The 26743-nt window shown below is 64.6% G+C and carries 20 protein-coding genes; 11 read left to right on the top strand and 9 right to left on the bottom strand.

Features of this window, described 5'->3' with window-relative positions:
• Position 1: 1 nt before the first annotated feature.
• A complete protein-coding gene (gene mutS / locus LY632_RS01470; RefSeq protein ID WP_234092045.1) occupies positions 2–2641 on the bottom strand; it encodes a DNA mismatch repair protein MutS in 2640 nt (879 codons plus the stop codon).
• Between the two features lie 115 nt (positions 2642–2756).
• Here mutS and LY632_RS01465 point away from each other — a divergent pair, with 115 nt between their 5' ends.
• The 3 genes from LY632_RS01465 (at position 2757) to LY632_RS01455 (ending at position 8765) form a co-directional block, all read left to right on the top strand.
• The gene (locus LY632_RS01465; RefSeq protein WP_234092044.1) at positions 2757–5021 is read left to right on the top strand and encodes an NADP-dependent malic enzyme; all 2265 of its coding nucleotides are present in this window, start codon (positions 2757–2759) and stop codon (positions 5019–5021) included.
• Positions 5022–5121: 100 nt separating this feature from the next.
• On the top strand, positions 5122–8022 hold the full coding sequence (locus LY632_RS01460) for a pitrilysin family protein (protein ID WP_234092043.1): 2901 nt from the start codon (positions 5122–5124) through the stop codon (positions 8020–8022).
• 140 nt (positions 8023–8162) lie between these two features.
• Entirely contained in the window at positions 8163–8765 is a 603-nt protein-coding gene (locus tag LY632_RS01455; RefSeq protein WP_234092042.1) for an outer membrane protein, read from the top strand.
• A 45-nt stretch (positions 8766–8810) separates the two neighbouring features.
• Here LY632_RS01455 and LY632_RS01450 read toward each other — a convergent pair whose 3' ends face one another.
• From LY632_RS01450 to lptB, 6 genes are all read right to left on the bottom strand, one after another.
• The gene (locus LY632_RS01450) at positions 8811–9512 is read right to left on the bottom strand and encodes a tRNA (guanosine(46)-N(7))-methyltransferase TrmB (protein ID WP_234092041.1); all 702 of its coding nucleotides are present in this window, start codon (positions 9510–9512) and stop codon (positions 8811–8813) included.
• Positions 9513–9531: 19 nt separating this feature from the next.
• Positions 9532–10296, bottom strand: coding sequence for a sulfite exporter TauE/SafE family protein (locus LY632_RS01445; RefSeq protein ID WP_234092040.1), 765 nt, complete (start codon positions 10294–10296; stop codon positions 9532–9534).
• A 289-nt stretch (positions 10297–10585) separates the two neighbouring features.
• Complete coding sequence (gene ctrA / locus LY632_RS01440; protein WP_234092039.1) at positions 10586–11281, bottom strand: response regulator transcription factor CtrA; 696 nt, start codon at positions 11279–11281, stop codon at positions 10586–10588.
• A gap of 490 nt (positions 11282–11771) precedes the next feature.
• Complete coding sequence (locus tag LY632_RS01435) at positions 11772–13208, bottom strand: DUF922 domain-containing protein (protein WP_234092038.1); 1437 nt, start codon at positions 13206–13208, stop codon at positions 11772–11774.
• Positions 13209–13301: 93 nt separating this feature from the next.
• A complete protein-coding gene (rpoN, locus tag LY632_RS01430) occupies positions 13302–14753 on the bottom strand; it encodes an RNA polymerase factor sigma-54 (protein WP_234092037.1) in 1452 nt (483 codons plus the stop codon).
• Positions 14754–14892: 139 nt separating this feature from the next.
• Entirely contained in the window at positions 14893–15666 is a 774-nt protein-coding gene (gene lptB, locus LY632_RS01425) for an LPS export ABC transporter ATP-binding protein (RefSeq protein WP_234093282.1), read from the bottom strand.
• A 253-nt stretch (positions 15667–15919) separates the two neighbouring features.
• Here lptB and LY632_RS01420 point away from each other — a divergent pair, with 253 nt between their 5' ends.
• Both LY632_RS01420 and LY632_RS01415 read left to right on the top strand, forming a co-directional pair.
• A complete protein-coding gene (locus LY632_RS01420; RefSeq protein ID WP_234092036.1) occupies positions 15920–16228 on the top strand; it encodes a hypothetical protein in 309 nt (102 codons plus the stop codon).
• Between the two features lie 85 nt (positions 16229–16313).
• Positions 16314–17690: a mechanosensitive ion channel family protein gene (locus tag LY632_RS01415; RefSeq protein ID WP_234092035.1), complete on the top strand. Its 1377-nt coding sequence runs from the start codon at positions 16314–16316 to the stop codon at positions 17688–17690.
• 1 nt (position 17691) lies between these two features.
• Here the strand turns inward: LY632_RS01415 and ppa are convergent, their stop codons facing one another.
• Complete coding sequence (gene ppa / locus LY632_RS01410) at positions 17692–18225, bottom strand: inorganic diphosphatase (protein ID WP_234092034.1); 534 nt, start codon at positions 18223–18225, stop codon at positions 17692–17694.
• 93 nt (positions 18226–18318) lie between these two features.
• Between ppa and hisS the strand changes: the two genes are divergently transcribed.
• From hisS to metK, 6 genes are all read left to right on the top strand, one after another.
• Positions 18319–19704: a histidine--tRNA ligase gene (hisS, locus tag LY632_RS01405; RefSeq protein WP_234092033.1), complete on the top strand. Its 1386-nt coding sequence runs from the start codon at positions 18319–18321 to the stop codon at positions 19702–19704.
• A gap of 146 nt (positions 19705–19850) precedes the next feature.
• Positions 19851–20918 carry a peptide chain release factor 1 gene (prfA, locus tag LY632_RS01400; RefSeq protein ID WP_234092032.1) on the top strand — a complete coding sequence of 356 codons (1068 nt, stop codon included), beginning with the start codon at positions 19851–19853 and terminating at the stop codon, positions 20916–20918.
• Positions 20915–21766: a peptide chain release factor N(5)-glutamine methyltransferase gene (prmC, locus tag LY632_RS01395; protein ID WP_234092031.1), complete on the top strand. Its 852-nt coding sequence runs from the start codon at positions 20915–20917 to the stop codon at positions 21764–21766. The genes prfA and prmC overlap by 4 nt, the downstream gene beginning before the upstream one ends.
• A gap of 178 nt (positions 21767–21944) precedes the next feature.
• Complete coding sequence (locus tag LY632_RS01390; protein WP_234092030.1) at positions 21945–22649, top strand: DUF4167 domain-containing protein; 705 nt, start codon at positions 21945–21947, stop codon at positions 22647–22649.
• A gap of 34 nt (positions 22650–22683) precedes the next feature.
• A complete protein-coding gene (gene lnt / locus LY632_RS01385; RefSeq protein ID WP_234092029.1) occupies positions 22684–24255 on the top strand; it encodes an apolipoprotein N-acyltransferase in 1572 nt (523 codons plus the stop codon).
• A gap of 68 nt (positions 24256–24323) precedes the next feature.
• The gene (metK, locus tag LY632_RS01380; RefSeq protein ID WP_234092028.1) at positions 24324–25592 is read left to right on the top strand and encodes a methionine adenosyltransferase; all 1269 of its coding nucleotides are present in this window, start codon (positions 24324–24326) and stop codon (positions 25590–25592) included.
• A 2-nt stretch (positions 25593–25594) separates the two neighbouring features.
• On the opposite strand, the gene LY632_RS01375 is transcribed toward metK, so the two are convergent.
• Positions 25595–26737: a CaiB/BaiF CoA-transferase family protein gene (locus LY632_RS01375; protein WP_234092027.1), complete on the bottom strand. Its 1143-nt coding sequence runs from the start codon at positions 26735–26737 to the stop codon at positions 25595–25597.
• Between the last annotated feature and the right edge of the window lie 6 nt (positions 26738–26743).

Here is a 26743-nt window from a genome sequence, read left to right as displayed (position 1 = left end):
GTTAACGATCGGTAGACCCGGCCTCGGTCTTGAGCCGATAGAGGAGGTCGAGCGCCTCGCGGGGAGTGAGGGCATCGATATCGAGCGCTGCCAGGGTTTCGCGCAGGTGATCAGCCTCGGACGCGTCGCGCTCTTGCGCCATGGCGGCGAACAGCGGCAACTCGCCCAATCCCGCCGCCAGCCCGCCGGTTTCGGCCCGGCCCTTCTCGAGCTTGTCCAGCACGGCCCGCGCTCGTTTGACCACCGGTGGCGGCACGCCTGCCAGCTTGGCCACGGCGAGGCCATAGCTACGGTCGGCCGCGCCCTCGGCAAGCTCGTGCAGCAGCACGAGATCGCCCTTCCATTCCTTGGCCCGGACATGGTGGAGCGAAAGCGCATCGCAGGTTTCGGCGAGGCGCGACAGCTCGTGGTAATGGGTTGCGAACAGGCAGCGGCAACGGATCGTTTCGTGGACCGCTTCCACCACCGCCCAGGCCAGGGCCAGCCCGTCATAGGTCGAGGTGCCGCGGCCGACCTCGTCGAGAATGACGAAGCTGCGCTCGGTCGCCTGCGACAGGATGGCGGCGGTCTCGACCATTTCGACCATGAAGGTCGACCTGCCGCGGGCAAGGTTGTCCGATGCGCCGACGCGGCTGAACAGGCGGTCGACGAGGCCCACGGTGGCTTCGGCAGCTGGGACATAGCTGCCCGCCTGGGCCAGCAGTACGATCAGCGCATTCTGGCGCAGGAAAGTCGACTTGCCGCCCATATTGGGTCCGCCGATCAGCCAGAGCCGGTCTTGCGGAGAAAGCGTGCAATCGTTGGGGACGAAACGTTCGCTGGTCTGGCGCAGCGCGGCCTCGACCACCGGGTGGCGGCCCGCACGGATATCCAGCGCGCGATCCTCGGTGATCTGCGGGCGGCACCAGTCGCCCTCTGCGGCGCGCTCCGCGAGCCCTGCGGCGACGTCGATCCGCGCCAGCGCGGCGGCGGTGGCGGCGATGGCTTCGCGGGCAGCGCAGACCATTTCGACCAGTTCCTCGAAATGCGCTGCCTCGGCCGCCAGCGCGCGACCTCCGGCCTCGCTGATCCTGCTGGCTTCCTCGTGCAGTTGCAGCGAATTGAAGCGGACCGCACCGGCCATGGTCTGGCGATGGGTGAAGCCGCTGTCCGGTGCCATCAGCGCATCGGCATGCTTGGCCGGGACTTCGATGAAATAGCCGAGCACCCCGTTATGCTTGATCTTGAGCGCGGCGATGCCGGTATCGTCGCGATAGCGTGCTTCGAGCGCGGCGATGGCGCGGCGGGCGTTGCCGCTGATGGCGCGCAATTCGTCGAGCGCAGCGTCGTGGCCTTGCGCGATGTAGCCGCCCTGGTCGCGAGTGGTCGGCGGCGAGGGAACCAGCGCGCGCTGCAAGTGATCGACGAGCGCGCCGTGGCCGGCCATGTCGGGAAGCAAGAGTTCGAGCAGCGCCGGGCGGTCGGGCTTTGCCGCCAGATGGTCGCGGATACGGCGTGCTTCGGCCAAACCATCGCGCACCTGCCCCAGGTCACGCGGGCTGCCGCGTCCTGCGACGATCCGCCCGAGCGCGCGAGCGAGGTCGGGCACGCCGCGCAGCACCTCGCGCAAGTCGGCGCGCAGCAGCGGATCGGAGTGGAAGAAGGTGACCAGTGCCAGCCGAGCTTCAATGGCGGCCTTGTCGGTGAGCGGCGCGGAGAGGTCTTCCGCCAGCTGGCGCGCGCCGGCCCCTGTCACACAGCGATCAACCGCCGCGATCAGGCTCCCTGTGCGACCGCCCTGCTGGCTGGCGAGGATTTCCAGCGAATTGCGCGTTGCGGCATCCATCGCCAGCCGTGCCGAGCCGTTGGCTGAAACGGGGGGCAGCAGGAACGGAAGCGTCCCGCGCCCGACATGTTCGAGATAGCCGATCAACCCGCCCGCAGCCGCCAGCATGGCGCGGGAGAAGGTGCCGAAGCCTTCGAGCGTAGCGACCTGGTGCACCGCCTTCAGCCGAGCTTCGCCTTCGTCGCTGGCGAATTGGGAGCGGGCGCGGGCAATCGCATCGTGGGGGGCAGCGTCCCAGCCCTCTGGAGCCACCAATTCGCTCGCCCCCAGCCGCGCCAGCGCCGCACCGAGCGCATCGGGCGCACAATCCTCCAGCTCCATCCGCCCGGTCGAGATGTCGCAGTGCGCAATGCCGATCACCCCGCGCACTTCGCATACTGCCGCGAGCACATTGGCCCGGCGCGGTTCGAGCAGCGCATCCTCGGTCAGGGTTCCGGCAGTGACAAAGCGGACGATGTCGCGCTTGACCACCACCTTGGACGATGGCGTGCCTTCGCGTTTGGCGCGGGCCTTCGCTTCGTCCGGGGTTTCGACCTGCTCGGCAATGGCGACGCGGCAGCCAGCCTTGATCAGCCGCGCCAGATAGCCCTCAGCTGCATGCACCGGCACGCCGCACATCGGGATCGGCTCGCCACCGTGCTCGCCCCGGCTGGTGAGGGCAATGTCGAGGATCGCGGCAGCCTGCCGCGCGTCGTCGAAGAACAACTCGAAGAAGTCGCCCATGCGGTAGAACAGCAGACATGAAGCCCCGCCGGCCCGGGCCTCGGTCTTGAGGCCGAGATACTGCTCCATCATGGGGGAAGGCTTGCCCGACATTGCGATGCCGTAGCGGCGCACAATCCGATTCGGGAAGCGGCGCGCGGCAGCTTTCCCCCTATCGCTGGCGGACGGTCTTTTGTATCGCGCCCGCAAGCGACAACAGGAGCCACCCTTGGCCGACGAAAAGCAGACCGGTTTTACTGAGCGCGAGGCGCTGTTCTATCACGAGACGATCCGTCCGGGTAAGATCGAGATCATTGCCAGCAAGCCGATGGCGACCCAGCGCGACCTGAGCCTGGCCTATTCGCCGGGCGTCGCCGCCCCGGTTGAAGCCATTGCCCGCGACCCGTCACTGGCGGCGAAATATACCGCCCGTTCGAACCTGGTGGCGGTGATCTCCAACGGTACGGCGATCCTGGGTTTGGGCAATCTCGGCGCGCTGGCGTCGAAGCCGGTGATGGAAGGCAAGGCCGTGCTGTTCAAGCGCTTCGCCGACGTCGATTCGATCGATATCGAACTCGACACCGAGGACCCTGAAGCATTCATCAATGCCGTGGCGCTGATGGAACCCAGCTTCGGCGGGATCAATCTGGAAGACATCGCCGCGCCCGAATGCTTCATTATCGAGCAGGCCCTGCGCGAGCGGATGAACATCCCGGTCATGCATGACGACCAGCACGGGACCGCGATCATCGCGGCCGCCGGCCTGATCAACGCCTGCCATTTGACCGGGCGCAGCCTCAAGGACTGCCGCATGGTGGTCAATGGTGCCGGTGCCTCGGCGCTCGCTTGCACTGCACTGATAAAGGCGCTGGGCGTGCCGCACGAGAACGTCATCGTCTGCGACCGCTCCGGCCCGATCTATCCGGGCCGCGATGGGGTCGACCAGTGGAAGAGCGCCCACGCCGTGCCGACCGAGGCTCGCAGTCTCGAGGAAGCGCTGGATGGGGCAGATATCTTCCTCGGCCTTTCCGCCGCCGGGGCGCTGAAGCCCGAGTGGGTGCGCAAGATGGCCGACAGTCCGATCATCTTCGCCATGGCCAATCCGACGCCGGAAATCATGCCGGACGAGGCCAAGGCCGTGCGCCCCGACGCGATCATCGCCACCGGGCGCAGCGACTTCCCCAACCAGGTCAACAATGTCCTCGGCTTCCCCTTCATCTTCCGAGGCGCGCTCGACGTACAGGCGACGACCATCAATGAGGAGATGAAGATCGCCGCGGCGAAGGCGATTGCCGACCTCGCGCGCGAGCGCGTGCCCGATGAAGTGGCCGCCGCTTACGGCATCAACCAGAAGTTCGGCACCGACTACATCATCCCCGCCCCGTTCGATCCCCGGCTGATCGAAGTGGTGTCCTCGGCCGTGGCCAAGGCGGCGATGGATAGCGGAGTGGCCAAGGCCCCGATCGAGGATTTCGACGAGTATCGTCAGGCCCTGAAAGCGCGGCTCAACCCGACCACTGCGGCGCTGACCAATGTCTACGAGGTGTGCAAGGCCAATCCCAAGCGGATGGTCTTTGCCGAGGCGGAAGAGGACGTGGTGCTGCGCGCGGCGATCCAGTACCGCGACTTCGGTTACGGCAAGCCGATCCTCGTCGGGCGGACCAAGCAGGTGGTCGACCGGCTGCACATGTTGGGCGTGCCCGATCCCGCCAGCTTCGAGATCCAGAATTCGGCCGATTCCGAACATGTCCCGGCGATGGTCGACTATCTCTACAAGCGGCTCCAGCGCAAAGGCTATACCGAGCGCGACGTGCGCCGCATGGTCAATCAGGAGCGCAATGTCTTCGCCGCCTTGCTGGTCGCGCTGGGCCATGGCGATGCGATGATTTCGGGCCTCACCCGCACCTTCGCCCAGACCGCGCGCGAAGTGAACCGGGTACTGGATCCCAAGCCGGGAGCGGTGCCGTTCGGCATCCACATGATGGTCGGCAAGAACCACACCACCTTCCTCGCCGACACCACCATCAACGAACGGCCGAGCGCCGAGCTGCTGGCGCATATCGCGCGCGAGACCGCAGCGGTCGCCCGGCGCATGGGGCATGAGCCGCGCGTCGCCTTCCTCAGCTATTCGACCTTCGGCAATCCCTCGGGCCAGTGGCTCGGCAATATCCGCGATGCGGTGGCGATCCTCGATGCCGACTCTGGCGTGAACTTCGAATACGAGGGCGAGATGGCCCCCGATGCTGCGCTCAATCCCAAGGTGATGAAGCTCTATCCCTTCAGCCGCCTGTCGGGCCCGGCCAATGTGCTGGTCATGCCCGGGCTGCAGTCGGCCAATCTCTCGGCCAAATTGCTGCGCGAGCTGGCCGGCAATGCAACCATCGGCCCAATGCTGATCGGGATGGAAAAGCCGGTCCAGATCGTCCCGATGACGTCAATCGCGCCCGACATCCTGACGCTGGCAGTGCTGGCGGCGGCGGGGGTGGTCGGCTGAGTTCACCGTTCGTCGCATAGGATGAAGTAAGCTTTTGCAATTGGGTGCTGCTGTGGCACAGTCCGGCGCGCCTACTTCATTCATTCGGGGCGATGATTTCGTGATTTGTGGCTTCTTCCGTCGGCTGGCAATTGTACCGACTTTCGGCTTTGCGCTTGTTCTTGGTGCGCTGGTCGTCGCCGCTCCGGCGCGTGCCCAACACAACAACGGTGCAGGCGGAACCACGCCGGCGCTGCCCGCTGCGCCGGCCCAGGCGGAGCCCGGCATCGAAGAATGGAGCATCGCCAGCGACGAGCTGACGCCGGATGCCTCGATCATCTATGGCATACTCGAGAACGGCATGCGTTATGCGATCAAGCCACATGTTCGCGGTTCGGGCGAGATCTCGATGCGCCTCTTGATCGACACCGGCGCATTGGCCGAGGAAGAAGGTGAAGTCGGCGCGGCGCATTTCGTCGAACACATGGCTTTCAACGGCTCGACCAATATCCCGGAAGGCACGCTGATACCGATGCTGGAGCGGCTGGGCCTTGCTTTCGGGCCTGACACCAACGCCGAAACGGCGATGGATTACACGATGTACAAGCTCGAATTGCCGAGCGCACGCGCCGAAGTGGTCGACACCTCGCTCAAGATCCTGCGTGAAATCGCGGGCGAGCTGACCTTCCCCGAAGGCGCGGTCGAGCGCGAGAAGGGCATCATGCGGTCCGAGGCGCAACTGCGCAACACGACGCCTGCCCGCCGCAGCAATGAATTCTTCCGCACCGCTTTCAACGATCGTGTTGCGGGCCGCACCGGGGCGACCCCGGAACAGCTCTCGTCGCTCGATGCAGCCAAGCTCCGTGCTTTCTACGACGGCTACTATCGCCCCGACCGGGCGACGCTGGTGGTCGTCGGCGACTACAGCCCGCAGCGGATGCAGCAGAAGATCATCGACCTGTTCGGCGACTGGAAGGCCGAGGGCGAGGCCCGGCCGCGCTTCGACCCTACGCTGGCACCCAAGACGCAAACCGCGTTCGGCACCTTTGTCGATCCGACGGTACCGGAAATCGTCGAGATGCAGCGGGTGGTGCCCTATCAGGCACCGACCAACACATTGGCCGATTTCCGTGGCAAGGTGTTCGATCAGATCGTCACAGCCACCATTACCAACCGGCTCAATGTGTTTGCCAAGCAGGAAAACCCCGTCACCCTGGGCGGCAATGCCGGGGCGTGGGACTACTTCCAGTCGGCCAAGACCTATGGTTTCATTCTGCTGGCGCATGACGGCCAATGGCGCAGCTCGCTTGACCTTGGCGAGCAGGAATGGCGCCGCCTCTTCCAGTTCGGGATCACCGAAGGCGAGCTGGCCGAAGCCAAGCGCAACCTTGAATCGGACTATTCCGCCCGGGCCAAGCAGGCGCCGTCGATGAACATCGGCGATCTGGCGCAGACCATTGCGCTGACTTCGCTTAACAACGCTGTCTACCTGTCACCGGCTCAGGAACGCGATCTGTATCGCGAGTTCGCCGACAGCATCACGCCGGATGCGGTGGCGGAGTATATCCGATCCAACTGGGGCAGCGGACCCGATTATGTGATGGTGGCCGGCAAGACGCCGCTGCCCGGCGAAACTGCGACCATTGCTGCGGCCCTGGCCGAAAGCGCGAAAGTCGCCGTCGCCGAGCCGACCGAGCTGGGCGATGTGGAATTCGCCTACACCGATTTCGGCACGCCCGGCAAAGTCGTCTCCGACAAGTGGATTTCGGACCTCGGCATCCGCGCGGTGGCGTTCGACAATGGTTTCAAGCTCAACATGAAGCGGACCCGCTACGAGCCGGGCCATGTCGCATATCGTCTCGAAGTGGGCGGTGGTTCGTCGGTCATCCCGCAGGACTATCCCGGTCTGACGCTGATGACGCAGATCGTCTCTCCGATCGATGGCCTGGGTGCGCATGACATGGACGATCTGCGCCGGATCATGTCGGGCCAGCAACTCGGCTATGGCTTCTCGGTCGAGCAGGATGCCGTGGTGATGGAAGGCAACACGACTCGCGACAATGCCGATTTCCAGATGCAACTGCTCGCCGCGGAAGTCGCCGACAAGGCTTTCGGCACGCAGACCCAGCGGCAATGGACCGGCTACGCCCCGATCATTGCGACTGACATCACCGCTGCCCCGATGGACATGTATTTCAACGCGCTCGATTCGATCCTGACCGATGGCGACACGCGCCTGGGCTTCACCGACCCGCAAGTGCTGACCCAGAGGTCCGTCGCCGATCTCAAGACCGTTATCGGCGGTCAGATGGCCACTGGTCCGATCGAACTGGCGCTGGTCGGCGACTTCAATGAAGAAGAGATGATCAAGGTCGCCGCGACGACGCTCGGAGCGATGAAGCGGAACACGACCGACCAGGCGGTCGCGCCGCTCAGCTTCTCGCGCGACCGCAGCATGCGTACGCTCTATCACAGCGGCGAGGCCGACCAGGGGGTCATTTCGCTCAGCTGGCCGACCGATGATGCGCGCGACCTGCGCGAATCGCTGGTGCTCGAATTGCTGGCCAAGCTGATGGAACTGCGCTCGGTCGAAAAGCTGCGTGAGGAGCTGGGGGCGACCTATTCGCCCTATGCCTTCGCGGCCGATTCGCTCGCCTTCAAGGGCTATGGCCACCTGACCGTGCTGGCTTCGGCTGAGCCCGGCAACATGCCCCAACTGGCCGAAGCCATGCGCGAGCTGGCGCAGGAATTCGCCGACGCCCCTCCGACCAGCGACGCGCTGCTGCGGGCGCGCCTGCCGATCCTCGAAGGTTACGAGCGGCAGGAAGGGACTAACATGGGCTGGACCTTCATCGTTTCCGACACCCAGAGCAATCCCGACATCCTCGATCGCCGCCGCACGCGGGCGGAACTGCTTCGCTCGGTCACGCCCAAGGACATCCAGAAGGCGGCCAAGGCCTATTTCAAGGAAGCCCCGATCGAGATCCGGGTGGTGCCGCAGAGGGCTGCCACCAGCGACTGATCCGTCATACGGTTCATCGCGTGCGGCTGTCCGCCCACCTTGCACCAGCCTGGATTGCACCTGGCGTTCACCTGCGGGCAAGCGAGTGCTGACGAACAGGGCCGCACGCGCACTTCCCCGAGCGCGTGAAAGGAACTATCATGAGAAAAATCCTTGTCGCTTTGGCCATCGGGTCCATCGCAACTCCCGCTCTTGCGCAAGAGCAAAGCTCCGCACCAGGCGGGTTCCATGTCGGAGCGCTCGCCGGCTATGAAGGCCTTGATGTCGAGTCTGGTGACGGCAGTGTCACCGCCGATGCCGATTCCGCCGTTTATGGGATTACTGCCGGCTACGATCTCTCGCTTGGCAGCGCCTTTGTCGGCGTCGAAGGCGAACTTTCCACAAGCGGCGGGACCACCGAGTTTCCCTCAAGCTTCGCCGGAGCACGCGACGGGCTGGACGCTGATGGCCAGTACTACATCGGCGCACGGGCCGGTTTCGCGCTGACCCCCGGCATCGCCGCCTACGGCAAGATCGGCTACACCGCGCTCGATACCCAAGCCTTCACCAGCGCGGGATCGCTTGAAGAGCTTGATGACAACGCCGGCGGCCTGCGGTTCGGCGGCGGCCTTCTGGTCCAGCTTCCCGGCCCGCTCGAAGGGCGGATCGAATACCGCCGCTCGCGCTACAAGGATGTACTCGACAGCGATTTTGGCGATCTGACGACGGATCAGGTGGTAGCCGGGATCGGGCTGCGTTTCTGACTGGGGAGCGCAACGCAGCGGGCCGTAACCATGCGCGGCCCGCTGCTATCTACGCCGCCAGCGGAAGTACCACACTTCGTGACCGTACACCGTTCGCGCCTTGTGCTCGTAACGGGTCTCGGGCCAGCCGCTCGGGCGGACCTGCCAGTTCGGGGGGCCTTCGACGATCCACTCGAACGCGTCAGTGTGGCGGCGCATCACCATCAGCGCGTGGCGCAGGTAGACCGGGTGGTCGGTGCCGAAGCGAAACTCGCCGCCAGGCTTGAGCTTGTCGGCGAACATCCGCACCGGGCCATCGTTCATCATCCGGCGCTTGGCGTGCTTGTTCTTGGGCCAGGGGTCCGGGTGGAGCAGGTAGAGCATCGTCAGCGCCCCGTCGGGCACCCGCGCCAGCACCTCCAGCGCATCGCCCATGTGCAGGCGGACGTTGGCAAGCCGCTGCTCTTCGATATGGGTCAGCGCCTGCGCCACGCCGTTGACGAAGGGCTCGGCGCCGATGAAGCCGTGGTTGGGCAAGAGGTCGGCGCGATAGGCGAGATGCTCGCCGCCGCCGAAGCCGATCTCGAAATGGAGCGGGCAATCCTCGCCGAACAGCGCCTGCGCCGTTACCGGACCTTCGGCGGGCACAGCGATCTGGGGCAGCAGATTGGCGACCAGCGATTGCTGGTGTTTGCGGAGCGGTTTGCCCTGGCTGCGGCCATAGAGCCGGTTGAGCGTGGTCGGATCGCCGGGCTTGTATGCGGACATGGGGCTGCCGCCTAGCGGCCTAGCCCCACGCCGTCCAGATGCCGTAAGCGCTGGTCGCGATCAGCGCAACGCCGACCATGATCAGCATCAGCTTGGGGCTGAAGTGCTTGGCCGCGACCGCCGCAAACGGCGCCGCGATGACACCACCGATCAGCAGGCCCAAGGTCGCCCCGGCGAGGTCCGCGACGCCAAGGTGGTAGATGAAGGTCGCCGAGATGCTGACCGTCAGGAAGAACTCGGCTGCATTGACCGTTCCCACGACCTTGCGCGGCTCGGCACCCTGGACCAGCAGGTTGGAGGTGACCACCGGCCCCCAGCCGCCACCACCTGCGGCATCGAGGAAGCCGCCGATCAGGCCCAATGGCGCGACATGCTTCGCTTCGCGCAGCTTGGGCGGATAGAGCAGCCCGCGCACCAGCAGGTATACCCCCATCGCCGCGAGGTAGAGCAGCACATAGGGCTTGATCGCTTCGCCATCGATCGACGTCAGCAGGTAAGCCCCGGTCACGCCGCCGATCACGCCGGGGATCACCAGCCGCGCGAACAGTTTGCCGTCGATGTTGCGGTGATACAGATGGCTGAGGCCCGATGTCGCGGTGGTGAAGCACTCGACGACATGGACCTTCTGCGAGGCTTGTGCCGGGGAGATGCCGAGCAGTCCGACCAGCAGCGTGTTGGTGATGACGCCGAAGGCCATGCCCAGCGCCCCGTCGACCAGCTGCGCGGCAAAGCCGACCGCGATGAACGGCAACAGCGCCGTGAGATCGATACCAAGCCAATCCATCCCGCGTCGTTCCTTCGCCGGTTAATGGCGCGGATTTACAGCGCTAACGGAGCCTACGGCAGCACAGATCGGATTTCACCCCCTCAACATTTCTCCCTATGGCAAAACGCCCGGAACCATCGGTCCCGGGCGTTTCCCCCAATTCCCCCGAGAGGAATTCGCTGATTCTGTGTCGACGGTTCGCTCGCGATCCGCAAGACCAGGCGGTCGTCGCGCAGTGAGCGCGGTAACCTAAGGGGCCGGGAAGCGAAGCTGACCGGGCGAAGCCCGGCGCTTGAGGCCAAACAAACTATGCCGCTTCTTCGACCTCGTCCGGATCGCGCAGCACATAGCCGCGGCCCCATACCGTCTCGATGTAGTTGTCGCCGCCGCAGGCGAGGCTGAGCTTCTTGCGCAGCTTGCAGATGAAAACGTCGATGATCTTTAGCTCGGGTTCGTCCATCCCGCCATAGAGGTGGTTGAGGAACATTTCCTTGGTCAGCGTGGTGCCCTTGCGCAAGCTCAGCAGCTCGAGCATCGCATATTCCTTGCCCGTCAGGTGGACGCGGGCGCCGTCGACTTCGACGGTCTTGGTATCGAGATTGACGGCCAGCTTGCCGGTGCGGATGATCGACTGGCTGTGGCCCTTCGAACGGCGCACCACGGCGTGGATGCGGGCGACCAGTTCCTCGCGGTGGAACGGCTTGGTCACGTAGTCGTCGGCACCGAAGCCGAAGCTGCGGATCTTGCTGTCCATTTCGGCAATGCCGGACAGGATCAGGACCGGGGTCTGGACCTTGGAAACGCGCAGCTTCTTGAGCACGTCGTAACCGTGCATGTCCGGCAGGTTGAGGTCGAGCAGGATGATATCGTAATCATACAGCTTGCCCAGATCGAGGCCTTCCTCGCCCAGATCGGTCGAGTAGACGTTGAAGCCTTCCGTGGTCAGCATCAGCTCGATCGCCTTGGCGGTGGTCGGCTCGTCTTCGATCAGCAGTACACGCATCGGGTATTCCCCCTTGACCCTTTCATGTGTCCCCGAGGGGACATGGTAACGCCCCGTTCAGAGGTGTTGCCTCGGATTAACCACAAAACATCTGAACGGAAAAGGTTAATATCGTGTAAACGCAACGATTCCCGAGGGTTGCGTGGCATCGATGGCCGGGAAAAGGCGGCAATTTGAGTCAGTTAGGCTGCTGCTGAGCGGCCTTTCGGAAAGGGCATGCGGTGGATGCGCAGGGGCGCCCGGTGCATAAAGGCGGTGTCCGGGGCGCGAAAGGTCACACTAAGTTCACACCAAAACCCAACAGCACGGGCTGTCGGGGCTTGCGAGGTTTACCCGAATTCCGCGCCACCGCGACCATGGTCGGAGACTTGTGCGGGATCGACGATCGGACGAGCCGTCAACGCTGAAGCGCGTGAGAATGCCTGCGGGACAGCGCATTGACACAGATACCCACCGGTGTGACGGAGATGGTCAACGAAGCCGCATCAGGCTATTCGAGCCCCATCGTCTGAAGGGCCTTTCGCCTTTCTTCCCACAACACGCGCTGGTCGCCAAATGTGCGCGCAACGCCCGGGCGTAGCCAGATGTCGAGTCCTATGGCGGGCTCCGTCGGTGTGCCGGGACGCAGCGTTGCCGCGTGAAAGACTGCGGATGCATAATCCCCGGCCTGTCTTTTTGTGACATTGGCCGGTACAAAGAGTGCCTCGGCAGGAGAAGGTCTCATGGACCGATCAAGCGATAGTCCGAGTTCCTTGGCTTCGCCTGGCCACTGAGGCGCTCGGGAAAAATTCTGCTGAAGCATCGCCATGCCCCTGGACTGAAACACAATCTCGTTCATGATCTTGAGCTCGTCATAGACGTGCACCAGTTCATGCATCGCGAGTTCGTTATGATAAGCCTGCCAGAATGCTTTGGCGGCAGGGCTCGCGCTTTCATATTCGAGCCAGTACGGAAGAACGATGGCGAGGCTTATGTATCCAAAATATGAAGTCGTTTCAGTATTTTGATTGCCACGGATGTGCACGTCGATTTTATCTCCGAGGCAGCCGGCCACACCCCCTTGGACTGCCCAACCTCCGTCCCTTGTCAACCTGGTTGTGGTCAGCAGCTTTTGTATTTCCTCGAATGTGCCGAACCCCATCCTGTAAGGGATAACAGTTCCGGCCGTATCGAGATCCTGAGTGGCAAATGACCTGAAATGAAGGTTGCCGCGCGACATGTCCATTTCATTGTACGTCCACTCCTCCGTGTCGCTCAAATATTGATTAAGGTCATTGGCGGTCCTGTATTGCGCCAGCATCCATCGCGGCTGGCCGATGATCTCGTCCGGTGCGGAAAACTCTGCTCGAAGCACGTTGATTTCGAGGCAGACTCCATCAAGCTGCAGCGAGTCGGCAAGAGTGTTCAGGATCTTGTCCGCCGAGGCGAAATCATTCTGATTGCGCCACTGCGGCAGCGAACGGAAGACTTCAGGCGTAGTCCATTGCCATGCGTCCGAAGGCTCGAGCGCGACGGATGATTTGCTCCAAACCCGATATGAATCGGCGGCAGGTAACAGGGAGCAGACGATCTTGGCCCCGTTCGGCTGCGCGTTTCCAAGGATCGTATCTGTTCCCGGCTTACTTGCTATCGGAGTTATCGCCAGTAGCGGCAGGATTTCTTCGGAAGCCCCGCGAATGCAGACACGGTCATGCGGTCCCCTCTTGGTCGGAACATCGCGGTCGCGGACATACATCCGGACCGCTATCGGGACATCACTATCCTTCCTGCTGCTGGAGTCGTATGCCGTGGTATTTATTGTGAAAATTGCGGATTTCTGGCCGCCGTCCGCGTCCGCATAAAGCGGCACATCGACATATGCGAGTTTTGGCAAACCATTCGCCTGGGCAGCCGGCCCGAACGTCGTTGCCGCGATCGCTGCGGCCAAACGAACCCACCATCTTCCTCGCATGTGCTTGTCCCCCGATCGTCTTGGCGTCGTAGCGCGACCCTTCACCAAACTTGTCTAGCAAAAATCTCTTCAAGTCATCCCGCGCAGCTTTTTCGCCCGCCGCCGCTGCACGCTCGAGCCGATCCCCATCGCCTCACGGTACTTTGCTACGGTGCGCCGGGCGAGGTCGAAGCCTTCGGCCTTGAGCATGTCGACCAGCGTATCGTCGCTGAGGATCTTCTTGGGGTCCTCGGCGTCGATCAGGGCCTTGATGCGGGCCTTGACCGCTTCGGAGGAGGCGCCTTCGCCGTCTGCGCTGGCAACGCCCGAGCGGAAGAAGTATTTCAGTTCGAAGGTGCCGCGCTCGCAGGCGAGGTATTTGTTGCTGGTGACGCGGCTGACCGTGCTTTCGTGCATGTCGATTTCTTCGGCCACTTCGCGCAGGGTCAGGGGCCTCAGCCCGCTCACGCCTTCGCGGAAGAACGCCGCCTGCCTCTTCACGATTTCGGCCGCCACGCTGAGGATGGTCTTCTGCCGCTGGTCCAGCGCCTTGATCAGCCAGTTGGCATCGGCGAGCTTTTCCTTGAGCCAGCCCTTGCTCGCGCGATCGGCGCAGCCTTGCTTCAGTTCGAGGAAATAGCCGCGATTGACCACCAGCCGGGGCAGGGTCGCTTCGTTGAGCGCGATCTTCCAGTGACCCTTCTCGTCGCGGGTCAGCAGGATGTCCGGCACCACCGCGCTGGCCTCGCCCCCGCCATAGCGCAGCCCCGGCTTGGGATCGTAGCCGCGCAGTTCGGCCAGCATATCGGCGAAGTCCTCGTCATCGACATCGCACATGCGTCGGAGCCGGGCGAACTCGCCGGCCGCCAGCAGGTCGAGATTGTCGAGCATCCGCGCCATGCAAGGGTCGTAGCGGTTTGCCTCTTTGGCCTGCAGCGCGAGGCACTCGCCCAGATTGCGCGCGCCCACCCCGGTGGGATCGAGCGACTGGACCAGTTCCAGCGCATCCTCGACTTCGTAGAGCGCCACGTCGAGTTCGGCAGCGATCTCGCGCAGGTCGGTGTCGAGGTACCCTGCCTCGTCGAGCAGGTCGACGATGTGTCGGGCGATGGCTTCCTCGCGCTCGGTATAGGCAATCGCGCCGACCTGTTCGTGCAGGTGGTCGGCGAGCGAGATTTCGGCGCTGCGGCGGTCCTCGATCGGGGTGAGATCGTCCGATGGTGCCGCTGCGCCGCCCGCACCCCATTCGCCGTCCCCGGTGTCGCGGTCGCGGTCGAGCGCTTCGGGCGCGAGGTCGAGCGAGCTACCCTCGCCGTCGAAGCTGTCGGCCCCGGTTTCCTCGGGTGTGGCGATCGTCTCGCTCTCGCCATCCTCGCGCCGGACCTCGCCAGCTTCGAGCAGCGGGTTGGCTTCCAGCGCCTCGCCGATAAAGGTCTCGATCTCGAGGTTGGACAACGCCAGCAGCTTGATCGCCTGCTGCAGCTGCGGCGTCATCACCAGCGATTGGGATTGCCTGAGGTCGAGGCGGGGGCCGAGCGCCATTATTCTTGCTCGCTAACGCTCGGGCGGCACCAGCCCACTCCCCCTCCCAGCCACCCGATAGGATATGGGAAAATCATCGGGTGGCTGGGAGGGGGAGTGGGCTGGTGCCGCGCCCCAGCCGCAAGGCTGGGAGAAGACATCATAGCGTGAAGCTCTCACCCAGATACAGCCGCCGCACATTCTCGTCGGCGACGAGTTCCTGCGGCGTGCCGGCGAACAGCACCTGCCCGCCATAGATGATGCAGGCGCGGTCGACGATCTCCAGCGTCTCTCGCACGTTGTGATCGGTGATCAGCACGCCGATGCCGCGGGTCTTGAGATCCTTCACCAGGTCGCGGATGTCGCTGATCGAGAGCGGGTCGATCCCGGCGAAGGGCTCGTCGAGCAGCATGATCGAGGGCTTGGCCGCCAGCGCGCGGGCAATTTCGCAGCGGCGGCGTTCACCGCCTGACAGTGCCATGGCGGGCGAGGTGCGCAGCCGCTGGAGCCCGAATTCGTCAAGCAGCCGGTCTAGCTCCTTCTCGCGCGTGGCGCGATCGGGTTCGACCATCTCCAGCACGCAGGCGATGTTCTGCTCCACCGTCATGCCGCGGAAGATGCTGGTTTCCTGCGGCAGATAGCCGAGGCCCAGGATCGCCCGGCGATACATCGGCAGATGGGTGACATCCTCGCCGTCCATCACGATCCGGCCATGGTCGGGCTTCACCAGGCCCATCACCGAATAGAAGCAGGTCGTCTTGCCCGCGCCGTTGGGGCCGAGCAGGCCGAGCACTTCGCCCTTGCCGACAGTGAGCGAGATATCGGTCAGCACCGCCCGCTTGTCATAGCTCTTGGCGATGGAAATGACTTCGAGCCCGCCCTGCGGGATCGGCTGGGATGCGCTGGACAGCGCCATGGCTTCGGCTTCGAGCATGCTCATGCGTCCCATGTAGCATCGCGCGTGGCCGGGAAAACCCCGTTTCGGCACGGTTGGCAAGGTTTATGCATGGACGAACAGCACGGGCCGCACTGTTGCGGTTTGGTTACCACCTCTTGATTGCAACGCCGGTCTTTGAGATAGTCCGAGTCGAACATACACTGCGGGGGAGACAGCGCAGATGACCAAGGTGGCGCGCGAGCATGCCAAACACGTTCCAGCCGTGCGGGGGCGCGACTGGCGACGATCGATGAGCGATAACGTTGCCTACGCCCTCCTGGTCTATACCGGCCTCACCATTTTCGTGACCGTGACCGCGATGAAGACCGAAGGGATGTCGATCCTCCCCTATCTCGCGCTGGTGGTGCTGGTCGCGGGCATCATCCCCGCCTGCCGTCGCTTCGAACGGCGCTGGCGCGACCTTTCCGATGCCCAGGCTGCCGACGAGGCCCTGGCTCCGGCCTATCGCCGCGATCAGGTGCTGCTGTGGGCGATGGCCATCGGCCTGCCGCTGGTGCTGACGGCGCTTTTCAAAGTGATTTTCGCCGCCGCGGCGTGATCGCCGACACGGCGCGGGAACCTCATCCCATCGCGTCCGCTTTAGTCATGTGCGGACATTCATTTTACGGATCTTTCGCGCGCTGATGGCGCTTGCTGCTGCGTGCGTCCTTGCCGGGCAGGCAGGGGCGGTGCTGCCCGCCGCGCCGTCGCCCGAAAATCCGGCAGCGCCAGCCGAAACGCAGGCCATCGGCCAGAGCCAGGACGCCGGCGAGGATACCCGCATCGCCCGGCGCATCGAGGGTATCTTCGCCGAACTGCCGGCCTTCGCCGCGGTCGCGGTGGAAGTCGACGACGGTGTCGTCACGCTGACGGGCACCGTCCCGGAGCAGGCCGACATCGCTCGCGCTGCCGGCATCGCCGGCCGGATCGAGGGCGTGGCCACGATCGAGAACCGCTTGCAACGCGACCGCTCCGTAGCCGGCGGGCTCGGCACGCTCGAGCAGTTGGCCGACCGGGTCCGCGGTTGGCTCGACATTCTCCCGCTGCTGGGGCTGGCAGTGGCGGCGGCGCTGGCGATCGGGACGCTCGGCTATCTGATCGCGGGGATGGGCGGCCTATGGCGGCGCCTGACCCCCAATATCTTCCTCGCGGAACTGTTGATCGGAGCCATCAGGCTGGCTTTCGTGACTCTGGGCATAGTGGTCGCGCTGGAAATATTGGGTGCGGGTGCCTTGCTCGGGGCCGTGCTGGGCGGGGCGGGCATCGTCGGCATCGCGCTGGGTTTCGCCATGCGCGAAACGGTCGAGAACTACATCGCTTCGCTGATGCTGAGCCTGCGCCAGCCGTTCCGCGCCAACGACCATGTGGTGATCGAGAACCGGGAAGGGCGTGTGATCCGCCTGACCAGCCGTGCCACCATCCTGATGACACTCGACGGCAACCATGTGCGCATCCCCAATGCGCAGGTCTTCAAGGCGATCATCCTCAACTACACCCGCAATCCGCAACGGCGCTTCCAGTTCGAACTGGGGATCGATGCCGATAACGATCCGCGGGTCGCACTGGAGATCGCCCTCGCCGCCCTGCGCCGCCTGCCGTATATCCTGCAGCAGCCCGAACCGCTCGGCAGCATCGAGGAAGTCGGCGAATCGAGCATCAACCTGCGGCTGTTCGGCTGGGTCGACCAGCAGCATGCCGACTGGCTCAAATCCCGCAGCCTTGCCATCGCCGAAGTCAAGGACGCGCTCGAGGCCGGGGGCTTCGCCCTGCCCGAGCCGATCTACCGGCTCCGCTTCGACCCGCGTACCAGCGCCTTGCCGCTGGAGTGGGAGAATCGCTCTACCGAAGATGCCCGAAGCGGGACCGAGCGAGGCGCACGACCTCAGCCGGCCAGCAGGCCAGGCAGCGCCGAGACCGATGTCCGACCGGAGCGGGAAATCGCCCGGATGGTGGACGAGGAACGCGAGCAGGCGGGAGCAAAGACCAGAGACCTGCTCGATCCCGCGCGTCCGCAGGAATAGCTCAGTTGCCCGCGCGGTAGCGCTCGATCGCTTCGACCACCATCCGGCGGGCTTCCTCGGCGTCGCCCCACTTGCCGACCCGCACCCATTTCTCGACCTCGAGGTCCTTGTAGTGGGTGAAGAAGTGCTCGATCTGCTGCAGCACGATCGAGGGCAGGTCCTTGCGCTCGCCGACGTCCGAGTAATAGGGGAAGGTCGAGTCGACGGGCACGCAGATCAGCTTCTCGTCGCCGCCATGCTCGTCTTCGAGGTGGAGAACACCTATCGGCCGGGCGCGCACGACGCAGCCGGGGATGAACGGGCTGCGGCTGATCACCAGCGCATCGATCGGGTCGCCATCGTCCGACAGCGTGTGCGGCACGAAGCCGTAGTTGGCCGGATAGCGCATCGGCGTGTGGAGGATGCGGTCGACGAACAGCGCGCCTGACGCCTTGTCGAACTCGTATTTCACCGGCTCGCCGCCGGTCGGCACTTCGATGATGACGTTGAGGCTCTCGGGCGGGTTGTCGCCGACGGGGATCTTGCTGATGTCCATAGTGGCGCGCGCCTTACCCGCTATGCTGCACCTGCGAAAGGGGTTTCGCGTGGCCGATTGCGAAACATGCGGCAACCGCCTAACTGCGCCCGCATGAGCAAGAACACCCCGCAAGCAATCCGCGGCACCCAGGATATCTTCGGCGCCGATGCCGAGGCCTTCGCCTTCGTGGTCGAAACCTTCGAGCGCGTGCGCAAGCTCTATCGCTTCCGCCGGGTCGAAATGCCGGTGTTCGAGAAGACCGAAGTGTTCAGCCGCGCGATTGGCGAGACGACCGACGTGGTGTCGAAGGAAATGTACTCCTTCCTCGACCGGGGCGACGAGAGCCTGACCCTGCGCCCCGAATTCACCGCCGGGATCGCCCGCGCATACCTGACCAACGGCTGGCAGCAGCACGCGCCGCTGAAGGTCGCGACCCATGGCCCGCTGTTCCGTTACGAGCGCCCGCAGAAAGGCCGCTATCGCCAGTTCCACCAGATCGACGCCGAGATCATCGGCGCGGCCGAACCGCAGGCCGATGTCGAGCTGCTGGCGATGGCCGACCAGGTCATCCGCGAGCTGGGCATTACCGGCGTGACGCTGCACCTCAACACGCTGGGCGACGGCGAGACCCGTAGCGCGTGGCGCGCGGCGCTGATCGACTACTTTGACGACCATGTTTTGAACTTGTCTGATGAGTCCGCGCTACGACTGAAGCAGAACCCACTTCGAATTCTGGATTCCAAGGATCCCACTGACCGCAGGATTGCCGAAGCCGCACCTCGGATCGACGACTTCCTGACTGACGAGGCGCGCAGTTTTTTCGAGGCTGTCACCAGCGGGCTGGATGCTGCGGGCGTGAAGTGGGTCCGCGCCGAAAGCCTGGTGCGTGGCCTCGACTATTACCGCCACACCGCGTTCGAGTTCATCCCCGATGAGGGCAGCGAGGCGGCAGGCAAGCTCGGCAGCCAGAGCACCATCCTCGGCGGCGGGCGCTACGACGGCCTGATGGAAAGCCTCGGCGGCGCGCCGACGCCTGCGGTCGGCTGGGCTGCCGGGATCGAGCGGCTGGCGATGTTGGTGGGGGAGGTCCCACAGCGTGTAGGTGCAATAGGCTCAGTGGTTGTCATTCCCGTCAACGCAGATGCTGAATCAGCGGCGTGCTTGGCAACGCAATACTGCCGCCTGGAAGGGATTCCGGCTGATATCAGTTTCAAGGGAAACATGAAAAAGCGGCTGCAAAAAGCAAATGCTTCCGGCGCGACTCACGTCATCTTTGTCGATGCCGAACGCTGGGCCAGTGCGCAGATTGAACTGAAGAACCTAGAGACCGGTGAGCAAAGGGTTCTGGAATTCTCCCCCGAGTTGGAAATGGATGCCATCGAGCAAGTGAAGCTGGCGATGTTGGAAGACCAGTTGGCTTCAATCGACGGTGACCCATCCAATCGCCATACGATATCGGGGTACTTTCACTCTCGTCCGACACTGGGTGTGAAATGATTGATTGCTTACACGCTTGACGTCACCCCGGACTTGATCCGGGGTCCCGCTTCCTCTCGCGGCGGGATAGAAGAAGAGCGGGATCCCGGCTCCCCTGCCTTCGCAGGGGCAGGCAAGGCCGGGATGACGAATGTAGAAAGTAACTTGTGACCATCCCCGCCGAACGCCTTGACCAGATCGCCCATCGCTTCGCCGAGCTCGAAGCGCGGATGGCTTCGGGTACGCTCGAGGGCGAGGCCTTTGTCCAGGCCAGCCGCGATTATGCCGAGCTGGAGCCGGTGGCCAAAGCCGCCGGCCTCGTCGCCGCCATGCGCGAGGAAGTGCTGGCGCTCGAGGCCATGCGCGAGGACCCCGAGTTCAAGGCCATCGCCGAGGATGAGCTGGCGAAGATCCGCGAGGAGCTGCCCGAACTCGAACGCCAGCTCGCCGTCGCCATGCTTCCGCGCGACAGCGCCGATGCCAAGCCGGCGATGCTGGAAATCCGCGCCGGGACCGGCGGCGACGAGGCGGCACTGTTCGCGGCCGATCTCTATCGCATGTACGAACGCTACGCCGCCGAGCAGGGCTGGAAGGTCGAGCCAATCAGCATGAACGCCAGCGACATCGGCGGCTTCAAGGAAGTGGTCGCCAATGTCACCGGCAACGGGGTCTTCGCCAAGCTCAAGTTCGAGAGCGGGGTCCACCGCGTCCAGCGTGTGCCGGTGACCGAAAGCGGCGGACGCATCCATACCAGCGCGGCAACGGTGGCGGTGCTGCCCGAGCCCGACGAGGTCGATATCCGGATCGAGGACAAGGACCTCAAGATCGACGTCTATCGTGCCAGCGGCGCGGGCGGTCAGCACGTCAACACCACCGACTCCGCTGTGCGTATCACCCACTTGCCCACGGGCACGGTGGTGACCTGCCAGGACGGGCGCAGTCAGCACAAGAACAAGGAAAAGGCGATGCAGGTCCTGCGCGCGCGGCTCTACGAGGCGCAGCGCGAGGCGACTCAGGGCGCCGAGGCCGAGGCGCGCAAGGCGATGGTCGGCAGCGGCGACCGCTCCGAACGCATCCGCACCTACAACTTTCCGCAAGGCCGCGTGACCGACCACCGGATCGGTCTGACCCTGCACAAGCTCAACGAGATTCTGGCCGGACCGGGGCTGGGGGAACTGGTCGATACGCTGATCGCCGAGGACGAGGCGAAACGGCTGGCGGCGATGGAGGGGTGAGCGTCGCTGACGCCCTCCGCGCAGGCGCGGAGCGCCTTGCCGCGACAAGCGACACCGCCCGCCTCGATGCCGAATTCCTGATGGCCCATGCGCTGGGCGTATCGCGTTCGGACATGCTGCTGAAGCGTCAGCACGATGCGGTGCCCGACGGCTTCGAAGCGCTGGTCGCGCGTCGCATCGCCCACGAGCCGCTGGCCTATATCACGGGCGAACAGGAGTTCTTCGGCCGCTGCTTCATCGTCACGCCCGATGTACTGATCCCGCGCAGCGACAGCGAGCAGGTGGTCGAAGCGGCTCTGGCCGTGATGCCTGAGGACGCCTGCGTGCTCGATTGCGGGACAGGATCGGGCGCCTTGCTGCTCACCCTCTTGGCCGAACGACCCCTCGCTAGCGGTGTCGGGATCGATGCCTCGCTCGGCGCGGTGGCGGTGGCTGCGGCCAATGCGGCGCGGCTGAGCGTGGCGGACCGTGCGCGGATTGTCCACGCCAACTGGCACGAAGCCGGCTGGGCCGACGACCTCGGCCAGTTCGACCTGGTCATCGCCAACCCGCCCTATGTCGAGGCCGATGCCCTGCTCGATCGGTCCGTGCGCGACTACGAACCGACTGCGGCACTGTTTGCCGGAAAGGGGGGGCTTGACGACTACCGCGCACTGATCCCGCAACTGTCCAGCCTTTTGTTGCCGGGCGGGGTGGCGGTGCTGGAAATCGGCGCATCCCAAGCCGAATCGGTAGCGCAGATTGCCGCCGAATGCGGGGCCGAATCGGAGCTGAAACGCGATCTCGCCGGGCGTTCTCGGGGAATGATTCTGCGCTTTGGGCTTGGCAAAGGGCGAATCAAGGGCTAACTCTAGCCCAAGACCTGCGGATTGCATGGTGCTCTCCCCGGTCTTGATCCAACATTTGCAGATGTGTGCGAGCGCCTTCGCGCTTGCCCTCACAGCAGATGAGGGGCTGCGGCCCGGGGCATATCGCCCGGGCGCCAAACGGGATGAAAATACCCCGACAGATGAGGAAGAGTATTCCTTGAACCAGAACCGGAATAACAACAACCGCCGGCGCGGTCGCGGCAATCGCAACCAGGGCGGCGGTGGCGGCGGTGGCGGCAACAATGCCAACCGCATCGACAGCCGGGCGCGGGGCAATGCCCCCCAGCTGCTCGACAAGTACAAGAAGCTGGCGCAGGACGCCCAGCACAATGGCGACCGCGTGCAGATGGAATACTACCTGCAGTTCGCGGACCATTATTTCCGCGTCATCGCCGACAACAAGGCCCGCCAGGACGAACAACGCGCCAAGCGCGACGCCGAGCGTGGCAATGACCGCGACGACGAGGACGAGGACGAGGACGGCGAGGACAATCGCCGCTCACGCCGCGATAACCGGGGTGAGGGGCGTAATTCGCGCCGCGGTGACAACGACGATCGGCGCGACGAAAGCGACGAATCCGAGGAGGACGGCGACATCGGCGAGGACGACCGCGAGGCCGCCGAGGCTGCACGCGCCGAGCGCCAGCGCAATCGCCGTGCCCGCAAGCCCAGAAACGAAGGGCGCAACGAAGGGCGCAACAACGAAGGCCCGCGCGGGGTCGAAGGCGAGATCGATGCTGCGGTGCTGCCGCCGTCAATTGCAGCTGCTGCAGAAGACAGCGAGGCACCGGCCAAGCCGCGCCGCCGTCGCCGCCCTGTTGCCGACGATGGCGACAGCGAGACGCTGAGCGCGGTTGGCTGATCCTTCGGGTGGAGCAGAACATCGGGAAAAGGTGATGCCGACGCTCGACCGTCTGCTCGATCGCTTCCCCAGATCGGCCAGCCTGCTGCTCGGCGCGCTGGCAGCTACCGGCTACCCGCCGCTCAAGCTGTGGCCGCTCGCGCTGCTGGCGATGGGCATTGCGGTCTTTCACCTCACGCGATCCGGCCAATGGCGCGGAGCGCTGCTGCGCGGCTGGTTGTTCGGGGTGGCGCATTTCACCACCACCAACGCCTGGATCGCGACGGCTTTCACCCACCAGAGCGAAATGCCGGCCATCCTCGGCTGGTTCGCAGTGCCGCTGCTTTCGTTCTACCTTGCAGTCTATCCGGCACTGGCCGCGCTCGGCTCATGGTTGCTCGTGCGGGACAAGGCCCGGCCACTGGCGATGATCCTCGCCTTCGCGGCGCTGTGGATCGTCACCGAATGGCTGCGCTCCTGGGTCTTCACCGGCTATGCATGGGGGCCGTTCAGCCTTGCCCTGCTGGGGCCCGACACGATGCCCGGCGTAGCCATGCTGTTGCCGTGGTTCGGGACCTATGCCCTTTCGGGCATGGGCGTCGTCATCGCCGGCCTGCTGGTCTGGTGGCTGCGTGAGAGGCGCTGGGTGCCCGCAGCACTCCTGGCGATCGCGACCGCGATCTTGATGTATCTTCCTGTCGGCGAGCGAATGGAGGGCACCCGTGCCTATCTCGTCGCCCAGCCCGATTTCAGCCAGGACGACATCACCGATCCGCGCCTCTACGAACGTGCCTTCGTCCGCATAACCGGCCTCAGCGAACGCCGGCAAGGCGAGACCGGCAAGCGTATCGTCCTGTGGCCGGAATCGGGCATGCCCGACTATCTGCGCGATGGCTATCCGGCGCGTTACTACCGCGCCACGACCGCCGGGGCAGACCCGGCCTATGCCCGCCGCAGGGTCGGGGCAATGATGGGTCCAGACACGGTGCTGCTGACCGGTGCGACCGACCTCGAGATCGAGAACGGCAAGGCTGCCGCAGCCTACAATGTCGTCACCGCGCTGGACGGGAAGGGCCGGATAATCGGCTCCTATCGCAAGGCGCACTTGGTGCCTTACGGCGAATATTTGCCGCTGCGCGAACTGCTCGAACCGCTGGGACTCAGCCGACTGGTCGCGGGCACCATCGAATTCCGCGAAGGCCCCGGCCCGCGCACGCTCGACCTTGGCGAATATGGCCGGGTCGGTACGCAGATCTGCTACGAAATCGTGTTCTCGGGGAACGTCGTCGACGACACCGACCGGCCCGACTTCATCTTCAACCCGTCGAACGATGGCTGGTTCGGCGCCTGGGGTCCGCCGCAGCAATTTGCCCAGGCCCGGATGCGCGCGATCGAGGAAGGCCTGCCGGTCATTCGCGCCACCACCACCGGGATCAGCGGCGTGATCGATGCCGATGGCGTGGTCCGCCAATCGCTCGGCATGCATGCGCGTGACCGGCTCACCGGCCTCGTTCCCCCGGCCAAGCAGCCGACGCTGTTCGCCCGGCTCGGCAATGCCCTCGGCCTCGGCTGGGCGGCGTTGCTGCTGGCGCTCTCGCTGGTTGCCATGCGCTGGCGGCGGAGCTAGAGATTCGTATCAAGACATAAAGCTTTCTTTATATCCCCCATCGACGCTTTTTCCCTTAAAGAGGCCCCATGCGCAGCGAATTTCTCTTCACCTCGGAAAGCGTTTCCGAAGGCCATCCGGACAAGGTGTCGGACCAGATCTCGGACGCCATCGTCGACCTGATGCTGGCCAAGGATCCGGAGGCGCGGGTCGCCTGCGAAACCATGACCACCACGCAGCGGGTGATGTTGTCGGGCGAAATCCGCTGCGCCCCGATGTACGATCCGACCCGCGAAGAGTGGAAGTTCAACAGCTATTGGGCACCGGGCGCGCGCGACGAGATCGAAGCCGCGGTGCGCAAGACGATCAAGGAAATCGGCTACGAGCAGGACGGCTTCCATTGGGAAACGCTGACCTTCGAGAACCACCTGCACGGCCAGAGCGCGCATATCGCGCAGGGCGTGGATGCCGGGGTCGAAGGCTCCAACAAGGATGAAGGCGCGGGCGACCAAGGCATCATGTTCGGCTATGCCAGCGACGAGACGCCGGACCTTATGCCGGCGACGCTCGATTACAGCCACAAGATCCTTCAGCGCATGGCGCAGGACCGAAAGGATGGCACCGCGCCCTTCCTCGAGCCCGATGCCAAGAGCCAGGTCACGCTGCGCTACCAGAACGAGAAGCCGGTCGAAGCGACCGCGATTGTCGTCTCGACCCAGCATGCGGTCGATTACTGCATGCCTTGGAGCGATGGCAAAAACTCGGGCGGCGATGCGGCGAAGTATGCCGAGCTCGTGGCCTATGTGAAGGGTGTCATTGCCGAGGTATTGCCGACTGGACTGCTCACGGCTGAAACCGTCTACCATATCAACCCGACAGGCCGGTTCGAGATCGGCGGGCCGGACGGCGACGCTGGCCTGACCGGGCGCAAGATCATCGTCGACACCTACGGCGGTGCCTCACCCCACGGCGGCGGGGCTTTCAGCGGGAAGGATCCGACCAAGGTCGACCGTTCGGCAGCCTATATCACCCGCTACCTGGCCAAGAACGTGGTCGCCGCCGGGCTCGCCCGCCGCTGCACCATCCAGATTGCCTATGCCATCGGAGTCAGCGAGCCGCTGTCGCTCTATGTCGACCTGCATGGCACCGCCAACGGCGTGACGGAGGACCAGCTCGAGCAGATCCTGCCGCAACTCGTCCGCCTGACCCCCCGTGGCATCCGCACCCATCTGGGGCTCAACAAGCCGATCTATCGCGTCTCGGCCGCCTATGGCCACTTCGGACGCAAGGCCGAGGGCGAAACCTTTCCGTGGGAGCGCACGGATCTGGTGGATCAACTCAGGGTCGCGCTGGCCTGAGCCTAGTCCGGCTGGTGTTGGCCCAGCGTCGGTGACGGCGCATCCAGCGCCAGTTCCGCATCCGAGAACCGGAACGGGCTGCGCACCCCGGGCATTCCGCCCGGCTCGATCTTCATGCCCCGCGCCACCACCTGCGGGTCGGCGAAGACTTCGTCGAGCTGCTGGATCGGACCGGCTGGCACTGCCGCTTCGGCACAGGCGCGCAGCAGGTCCTCCCGCGGCCACTTTTGTGTCTCGGCAGCGATCAGCCGGTCGATCTCGGCGCGATGCATCACGCGCCCTTCGTTGTCGGCGAAGCGGACATCGCCCAGCAGGTCGTGCCGCCCCAGCACCTTGAGCAACTTGCGGAACAGTCCGTCATTGGCAGGCGCCAGCACCACCGGGCCGTCCCTGGTCGGAAACACGCCATAGGCGCTGACCTGGGCATGGGCGTTGCCCATTCGCGGCGGGTTGGTACCGCTGGCGAACAGGTTCATCGCCTGGTTGGCGAGCAGGCCGACCGAGCAATCGAGCAGGCTCATGTCGATCCATTGGCCCATCCCGGTCCGGTGCCGCATCAACAGCGCCGCCTGCACGGCATTGGCGGCCCATAGCCCGGTGGTGAGATCGCTGATCGAAACTCCCATCTTCATCGGATCGCCATCAGGCGCGCCGGTCAGCGCCATGAAGCCGCTCATCGCCTGGATGACGAAGTCATAGCCGGGCTCGTTGCATCGCGGGCCGTCCTGCCCGAAGCCGGTGATCGAGCAATAGACCACCGCCGGGTTGGCGGCCGCAATGCTGGCGTAGTCGAGCGAAAATTTCGCCAGCCCGCCGGGCTTGAAATTCTCCAGCACCACATCGGCGCTGCCTGCGAGCGACCTGACCCGCGCCAGATCATCTGCATCCCTGAAGTCAGCGACGATCCCGCGCTTCCCCCGGTTGCAGGCGTGGTAATAGGCCGAGGTCCGTTCGCCCCGATGCTCGACCCACGGCGGGCCCCAGATACGGGTGTTGTCCCCCTCCGGGGCCTCGACCTTGATCACATCCGCGCCCAGATCGGCCAGCATCTGCCCCACCCATGGCCCCGCCAGCACCCGGGCGAGTTCGAGCACCTTCAGCCCGGCCAGCGGGGCATTGGGATTGCGAGGATCGTCGAGCCACATGGCGGA

The sequence above is a fragment of the Erythrobacter sp. SDW2 genome (genome assembly GCF_021431965.1).
Lineage (GTDB): Bacteria > Pseudomonadota > Alphaproteobacteria > Sphingomonadales > Sphingomonadaceae > Parerythrobacter.
Note: the sequence above shows the minus strand (reverse complement) of the source record. Positions and strands in the feature narration are given on the sequence as shown.

What these genes read in the sequence shown, in the direction of transcription:
- metK (WP_234092028.1), top strand. Translation starts at nt 24,324, where the DNA reads ATGCGCAGCGAATTTCTCTTCACCTCGGAAAGCGTTTCCGAAGGCCAT.
- mutS (WP_234092045.1), bottom strand. Translation starts at nt 2,641, where the DNA reads ATGTCGGGCAAGCCTTCCCCCATGATGGAGCAGTATCTCGGCCTCAAG.
- LY632_RS01455 (WP_234092042.1), top strand. Translation starts at nt 8,163, where the DNA reads ATGAGAAAAATCCTTGTCGCTTTGGCCATCGGGTCCATCGCAACTCCC.
- LY632_RS01450 (WP_234092041.1), bottom strand. Translation starts at nt 9,512, where the DNA reads ATGTCCGCATACAAGCCCGGCGATCCGACCACGCTCAACCGGCTCTAT.
- LY632_RS01375 (WP_234092027.1), bottom strand. Translation starts at nt 26,737, where the DNA reads ATGTGGCTCGACGATCCTCGCAATCCCAATGCCCCGCTGGCCGGGCTG.
- ctrA (WP_234092039.1), bottom strand. Translation starts at nt 11,281, where the DNA reads ATGCGTGTACTGCTGATCGAAGACGAGCCGACCACCGCCAAGGCGATC.
- LY632_RS01415 (WP_234092035.1), top strand. Translation starts at nt 16,314, where the DNA reads ATGGCGCTTGCTGCTGCGTGCGTCCTTGCCGGGCAGGCAGGGGCGGTG.
- lnt (WP_234092029.1), top strand. Translation starts at nt 22,684, where the DNA reads ATGCCGACGCTCGACCGTCTGCTCGATCGCTTCCCCAGATCGGCCAGC.
- rpoN (WP_234092037.1), bottom strand. Translation starts at nt 14,753, where the DNA reads ATGGCGCTCGGCCCCCGCCTCGACCTCAGGCAATCCCAATCGCTGGTG.
- ppa (WP_234092034.1), bottom strand. Translation starts at nt 18,225, where the DNA reads ATGGACATCAGCAAGATCCCCGTCGGCGACAACCCGCCCGAGAGCCTC.
- LY632_RS01420 (WP_234092036.1), top strand. Translation starts at nt 15,920, where the DNA reads ATGAGCGATAACGTTGCCTACGCCCTCCTGGTCTATACCGGCCTCACC.
- LY632_RS01445 (WP_234092040.1), bottom strand. Translation starts at nt 10,296, where the DNA reads ATGGATTGGCTTGGTATCGATCTCACGGCGCTGTTGCCGTTCATCGCG.
- hisS (WP_234092033.1), top strand. Translation starts at nt 18,319, where the DNA reads ATGAGCAAGAACACCCCGCAAGCAATCCGCGGCACCCAGGATATCTTC.
- lptB (WP_234093282.1), bottom strand. Translation starts at nt 15,666, where the DNA reads ATGCTCGAAGCCGAAGCCATGGCGCTGTCCAGCGCATCCCAGCCGATC.